Origin of the sequence: Pseudoalteromonas sp. SG45-5 (genome assembly GCF_014164085.1) — a bacterium.
Classification (GTDB): Bacteria; Pseudomonadota; Gammaproteobacteria; order Enterobacterales; family Alteromonadaceae; genus Pseudoalteromonas; species Pseudoalteromonas aliena.
The window spans coordinates 24671-30796 of record NZ_JACJEM010000055.1 but is presented as its reverse complement, the minus strand read 5'-3'; the positions used below and the strand labels follow the sequence as shown (position 1 = coordinate 30796).

The 6126-nt window shown below is 39.9% G+C and carries 7 protein-coding genes; 2 read left to right on the top strand and 5 right to left on the bottom strand.

Features of this window, described 5'->3' with window-relative positions:
- A partial coding sequence (locus tag H5119_RS16310; protein WP_182702981.1) for an elongation factor Tu occupies window positions 1-306 on the top strand: 306 nt, incomplete at its 5' end.
- A gap of 308 nt (window positions 307-614) precedes the next feature.
- Window positions 615-2090: an NAD(P)H-hydrate dehydratase gene (locus H5119_RS16305; protein WP_182702980.1), complete on the top strand. Its 1476-nt coding sequence runs from the start codon at window positions 615-617 to the stop codon at window positions 2088-2090.
- Window positions 2091-2112: 22 nt separating this feature from the next.
- On the opposite strand, the gene H5119_RS16300 is transcribed toward H5119_RS16305, so the two are convergent.
- The 5 genes from H5119_RS16300 to groL all read right to left on the bottom strand — a co-directional run bounded on the left by H5119_RS16300 (window position 2113) and on the right by groL (window position 6120).
- The gene (locus tag H5119_RS16300; protein ID WP_182702979.1) at window positions 2113-2529 is read right to left on the bottom strand and encodes a VOC family protein; all 417 of its coding nucleotides are present in this window, start codon (window positions 2527-2529) and stop codon (window positions 2113-2115) included.
- A 385-nt stretch (window positions 2530-2914) separates the two neighbouring features.
- Window positions 2915-3136, bottom strand: coding sequence for a DUF2188 domain-containing protein (locus H5119_RS16295; RefSeq protein WP_182702978.1), 222 nt, complete (start codon window positions 3134-3136; stop codon window positions 2915-2917).
- On the bottom strand, window positions 3129-3377 hold the full coding sequence (locus H5119_RS16290) for a hypothetical protein (protein WP_182702977.1): 249 nt from the start codon (window positions 3375-3377) through the stop codon (window positions 3129-3131). Before H5119_RS16290 ends, H5119_RS16295 begins: the two co-directional genes overlap by 8 nt.
- A gap of 486 nt (window positions 3378-3863) precedes the next feature.
- The gene (gene rnk, locus H5119_RS16285) at window positions 3864-4277 is read right to left on the bottom strand and encodes a nucleoside diphosphate kinase regulator (protein WP_182702976.1); all 414 of its coding nucleotides are present in this window, start codon (window positions 4275-4277) and stop codon (window positions 3864-3866) included.
- A 193-nt stretch (window positions 4278-4470) separates the two neighbouring features.
- Window positions 4471-6120 carry a chaperonin GroEL gene (gene groL, locus H5119_RS16280; protein WP_182702975.1) on the bottom strand — a complete coding sequence of 550 codons (1650 nt, stop codon included), beginning with the start codon at window positions 6118-6120 and terminating at the stop codon, window positions 4471-4473.
- Window positions 6121-6126 lie beyond the last annotated feature (6 nt).

Genomic DNA, 6126 nt, shown 5'->3' with positions numbered 1-6126 from the left:
GCTAAGCCTGGTTCAATCAAGCCACATACTACATTCACTTCAGAAGTATACGTACTTTCGAAAGATGAAGGTGGTCGTCATACTCCATTCTTCAAAGGTTACCGTCCACAGTTCTACTTCCGTACGACTGACGTAACAGGTGACGTACAGTTACCAGATGGCGTAGAAATGGTAATGCCTGGTGATAACATCAAGATGACAGTAACTCTAATCGCACCAATCGCGATGGATGAAGGTCTTCGTTTTGCTATCCGTGAAGGTGGCCGTACTGTAGGTGCTGGTGTTGTAGCAACTATCGTAGCGTAATTATTAGCCTAGCTAATTTTTACCCAAAAACCCGAGCTTAGTCTCGGGTTTTTTAATGTCTAAAATAAAGTGTCATATAAAAGCGGTGTTCCTACCTTTGACCTAAAGTAACTATCGTAGCGTAATTACTAACCTAGTTAATTATTAAGAACTGAGTTTAATCTCGGGCTTTTAATACCTAAATAACTTTTTCACCTAAATATTTACCTCCCAACAGTTATACATCACATATAAAAATTAATTACTAATCTAGCCGATAGGTTTGAGTCTTGATAAAGTAAAATCAAAGCCAGCTAACAGGAGCATATATGCTAAACCAAACCCTATTTAGCGCAGAGCAGGTGAGAGATAATGAAGCGCTTGCAGCTAAGAATAGCGATTGTGATTTATTCACCCTCATGCAGCGTGCAGGAGAAGCGGTATTGGACCAATGGCAGTTATTCAATGCCCAGCATACCTTGGTGCTTGTAGGGCATGGTAACAATGCTGGAGATGGTTATATTGTTGCAAGGCTCATAAAACAATTAGGTAAAAAGGTAACAGTATGCGCAGCTGAGCCTAATAAAGTATTAACTGGTGATGCGGCAAAGGCGCAGCAGTTATGGATAGAAGCGGGTGGGGTGGTTTCTCATTTTACAAAAGACATGCTTAATGAGTGCGATATAATTATTGATGCGCTCCTTGGTACTGGCCTTAATAGCGCCGTGCGCGATAATTTTGCGAATATAATTAAAGCTGTAAACAATAGTAGTAAGCCCGTAATAAGCATTGATATTCCATCAGGTATTGAAGCGAATACAGGACAGCCATTGGGCTGCGCAGTACAAGCGACTTTAACCGTTACTTTTGTGGGTATAAAGCAAGGGCTCACAACGACGGCAGGTAAACAATATAGTGGTAAGTTAGTTTTTGACGATTTAGCAATTGGCGATGCGTTTACTTGTGTCGCTCAATCTTCAGGAACTCTTGTTAATATTAATAGCTTTAAAGGAATAGCCACGCGGGCAATCAATAGTCACAAAGGAAGCCACGGTAAACTTTTATGTGTTGGTGGTAATCAAGGTACTGCAGGTGCAATTAGGTTAAGTAGTGAAGCTGCCCTTAGGGCCGGTGCTGGCATGGTAAGAGTGTATACACACGAAAGCTCAATAACGCCTATTAGTATTGGCAGACCAGAACTTATGGTAAGTAGTAATAACTTACATCAAGCGCTAGAGTGGGCAAGCTGCGTTGTTATTGGCCCAGGGCTTGGGCAAGACGAGTGGGCACAACAAACATTCGATGAAGTAATGCAATATTGCCAAAACAATAAAATGTCATTAGTCATAGATGCAGATGCCCTTAATTTACTCGCTAAGCAAGCTTCATCATATATGTTAGATCAATGCGTTTTGACGCCACATCCAGGCGAAGCTTCGCGACTGCTAAGTGTGAGCACCAGCGACATAGAATCAGACCGCTTTAATTATGCCCGCCTTTGCGCTAAACGCTATAACGCGACTTGTGTATTAAAAGGCGCAGGAACATTAATAGATAATGCCCAGCACACGTGGGTGTGTGAAGATGGCAACCCGGCATTGGCCGTTGGCGGAAGTGGCGATGTACTCACTGGTATTATTGGTGCATTACTTGCTCAAGGTTTAACTATTGATGAAGCAGCACGCTATGGTGTAACACTGCATGCTAAAGCCGGTGATATCGCCAGTGAGCGAGACGGGCAAAGGGGCATGCTACCCAGTGATTTATTCCCAATTGTAAGGGAGTTAGTTAATAAAGTGACGTGAGTTAAAGCGTCACTTTAAATAACTAATTATTAAGCTGCAGTAAATCCCATTTTGTACCATATAGGTCTTCAAAAACCACTACGGTGCCATAGGGTTCTACTCTAGGTTCTTCGTTAAATGTAACGCCTTTAGAAAGCATTAAATTATAATCTCGCCAAAAGTCATCGGTATGCAAAAATAAAAACACGCGACCACCCGTTTGATTACCAATAGCACTCATCTGTTCGGGTGTTGTGGCTTTAGCAAGTAGTAAATTAGCTCCTTTAGAACTGGCAGCGTTTGAATTTGGAGGTGAAATTAACACCCAGCGTTTACCTCCTCCTAAGTCAGTATCCTCTACTAACTCAAAGTTGAGCTTTTGAGTATAAAACTCAATGGCCTCGTCGTAGTCCTTAACAACTAATGCAATGCTGCTTATATGCTGTTGTACGTTAGTCATATTTGGTTTACTCCGTACTATTAAATAAATGTGCTTTTTATCATATTAGTTAGCGACTACGCAGGGTATATGCCCGCAGTATGTAATATGAATTAACTTGCGAGTTCGTCTTCATCATCGGGTGGATCACCTGAGTCTTCTCTGTACATTTTTGTATTTAGTTATGGGTGTAAATTAAACAATATCAATATATTTTATATTACAAAGCAAAAACCTAGGCAAAGCAGGGTTTTTATTTGAGCTAGGTACTTAGCAGTTGATGCTTATGTCGGGAGAGGAGTGATTATTACTGATCACTCCTCTCCCTTTGAGCCATACGTGCGAGTTTCCCCGTATACAGCTCAAACCTTTATAAACAAATGTATTCGTAACAAATGAGATAAAGTCACCCCTTGGGTGGGAATACATCTCGCCCATAGGAATTCTTTAACCTAATTTTGTTATTGTTGTTTTGAACAATAAGCTCGCTTTGTTGGTTCTTGGCAATACGTTTCGCTACAACAATTGCACTCTTTTGAGTAGTATGCAAAGAACTAACTTTTACGTTACCTTCACCAATTACAGCCCAAAATTCGCCACGTTTAGTTACCCATTGATTTTTAGACATTACATTCCTCTGCCTTGTTGTTTTCATGAGTTTTAATATATTCATAAGCTTCATGAGTCAAAGAAATATTGAGGTATTCAGTGTTTCCATTTACGTGTCCAGTTTTAAGAGCTTTGATGTAACCTGTTTCAATCAAATGTACTAATAATTTAAAACTCTCAGGGCTAAGTTGAGACTTTTTTATTGAAAAGCCTAATTTTAGTTGAGGAATTAAATTTGTTAAAAAATTTAAAGTAGTCATTTTATTGCCTTGTAATGTTAAATAAACTTAGCCTCGACAATCCCCTTCGAGTTCGATATCAGTTATAGTGTAAAACTAATAGATTCCAGCTTATAATCAAATGGTATATTGGTCAACTATTTTGTTATAAGTATGGTTTTCAATGACATTCTAGGTGAAACAACAACAAATTATCCACTTCATCAGTTTTTTCTTTCAACTATTTGTGGATATTCAGCCTTATTTCTTTAGTAATTATATGGCGACACATTGCATAAGATTGCTGTTTGATCCAAGCGATAGGTTTTGCGTTTTCTTTTCATTAATTCAAGGTAAACTCGCACTAAGCGTTGTTCAAAAAGGTAAGTTGTAGAGGTTAATCCTTATATTTACTTGATATGAACTTTGAACTCCTTGATTTAACGAAACATTCTTCCTTAAAAAGCAAAACCCAGCCGAGGCTGGGTTTACTTTAAGTCGAGTTTTAGCGCTAAGTGCATAAAGTGTTTATCTGTGTAATTCACCAGCACGTTCTGGTTGATAGGTTACTTCTTTTATTTTTACCTTTATTAAGCCGCCACTCGGTTTAGGCCACTCAATTTCGTCGCCTTGTGATAGTCCAAGTAATGCGCTACCAACGGGTGATAATATCGATATTTTATCGCCGCTAGAATCACTATTCTTTGGGTACACCAAGGTTAACGTAAATTCTTCTTTAGAAGACTCAACAATAAAGTTTACGGTTGAGTTCATCGTTACAACTGACGATGGCATATCTTTAGGTTCGACTATTGTTGCTCGTGCCAGTTCAGCTTCCAATTCTTCTTTATTAGCAAAGCTACCTGTAGGTAGTGATTCCATTAAGTCATACAATCTATCTGCATCGAGTGATGAGATGATTAGTTCAGGTTTTTTATTCATCTTAATATCCTTAATAATTTTTAATAAATAAAATTAACTCTGAGTATGGCTTGGCATGCATTTAAGAAGCAAAGGGATACGCGAAGTCATTTTATTAATTAGCCACACCTGTGGCTTTTACTTTATTTGTGCCCAATAGCTAAAAACCCAGCCGAAGCTGGGTTTTTATTTGAGCTAGGTGTTTAGGGGATGATTACATCATGCCGCCCATGCCACCCATTCCGCCCATGCCACCCATATCAGGTGCACCAGCAGATTCGTCTTTAGGGATTTCAGCTACCATTGCTTCAGTAGTGATCATTAGACCCGCAATAGACCCTGCAAACTGTAGCGCAGAGCGTGTTACTTTAGTTGGATCTAGGATACCCATTTCAATCATGTCGTTGTATTCGCCAGTTGCTGCGTTGTAACCGTAGTTACCGTCGCCGCCTTTAACTGCGTTAATTACAACTGATGCTTCGTCGCCTGCATTTGTTACGATTTGACGAAGTGGTGCTTCCATCGCACGAAGTGCAACTTTAATACCGTGGTTTTGATCTTCGTTGTCGCCAAGTAAATCAGCTAGCTTGCTAGCAGCACGCACAAGTGCAACACCGCCGCCAGGTACTACGCCTTCTTCAACCGCTGCACGAGTTGCATTTAATGCATCTTCAACGCGGTCTTTTTTCTCTTTCATTTCGATTTCAGTAGCAGCACCTACTTTGATTACTGCAACACCGCCAGCTAGTTTAGCCATGCGCTCTTGAAGTTTTTCTTTATCGTAGTCTGATGTTGCTTCTTCAATTTGTGCTTTAATTTGTGAAACACGACCAGTAATACCCGCTTCTTCACCAGCACCATCAATGATAGTTGTATCATCTTTAGTGATAATTACGCGCTTAGCTGTACCTAGGTCTTCAACTGTTGCTTTTTCAAGCTCTAAGCCGATTTCTTCAGAAATAACAGTACCGCCAGTTAATACAGCGATATCTTGTAGCATTGCTTTACGACGATCGCCAAAGCCAGGTGCTTTAACAGCTGATACTTTAACAATACCGCGCATGTTATTAACTACTAATGTAGCTAGTGCTTCGCCTTCAAGGTCTTCTGCAATGATTAGTAGTGGTTTACTTGCTTTAGCAACCGCTTCTAATGTTGGTAATAATTCGCGGATGTTAGATATTTTTTTATCTACAAGTAGAATAAATGGGTTATCTAGTTCAACAGTGCCTTTTTCTGGGCTGTTGATAAAATAAGGAGATAAGTAACCACGGTCAAACTGCATGCCTTCAACAACATCTAGTTCGTTTTCAAGTGATTGACCTTCTTCTACAGTAATAACACCACTGTTGCGGCCTACTTTTTCCATTGCTTGAGCAATGATATTACCAATCTCTTGATCAGAGTTAGCTGAAATAGTACCTACTTGTGCAATTGCTTTAGTATCAGAACAAGGAACAGATAACGCTTTAAGCTCAGCAACAGCAGCAATAACTGCTTTGTCGATGCCACGCTTAAGATCCATTGGATTCATGCCTGCTGCAACAGCTTTAAGGCCTTCATTAACAATAGACTGTGCAAGTACTGTAGCGGTAGTTGTACCATCGCCGGCTGCATCATTTGCTTTAGATGCAACTTCTTTAACCATTTGTGCGCCCATGTTCTCAAACTTGTCTTCAAGTTCGATTTCTTTTGCTACAGATACACCATCTTTAGTGATAACTGGAGAGCCAAATGATTTGTCTAGTACAACGTTACGGCCTTTAGGACCTAATGTAACTTTTACTGCGTTTGCCAGGATGTTTACGCCAGTTAGCATTTTAGCGCGTGCGTCACCTGCAAAAAGTACTTCTTTTGCTGCCATGTTTTA

Excerpts from the sequence above, each read along its gene's own strand:
- H5119_RS16305 (WP_182702980.1), top strand. The coding sequence starts at position 615 with ATGCTAAACCAAACCCTATTTAGCGCAGAGCAGGTGAGAGATAATGAA.
- H5119_RS16295 (WP_182702978.1), bottom strand. The coding sequence starts at position 3,136 with ATGTCTAAAAATCAATGGGTAACTAAACGTGGCGAATTTTGGGCTGTA.
- groL (WP_182702975.1), bottom strand. The coding sequence starts at position 6,120 with ATGGCAGCAAAAGAAGTACTTTTTGCAGGTGACGCACGCGCTAAAATG.
- H5119_RS16290 (WP_182702977.1), bottom strand. The coding sequence starts at position 3,377 with ATGACTACTTTAAATTTTTTAACAAATTTAATTCCTCAACTAAAATTA.
- rnk (WP_182702976.1), bottom strand. The coding sequence starts at position 4,277 with ATGAATAAAAAACCTGAACTAATCATCTCATCACTCGATGCAGATAGA.
- H5119_RS16300 (WP_182702979.1), bottom strand. The coding sequence starts at position 2,529 with ATGACTAACGTACAACAGCATATAAGCAGCATTGCATTAGTTGTTAAG.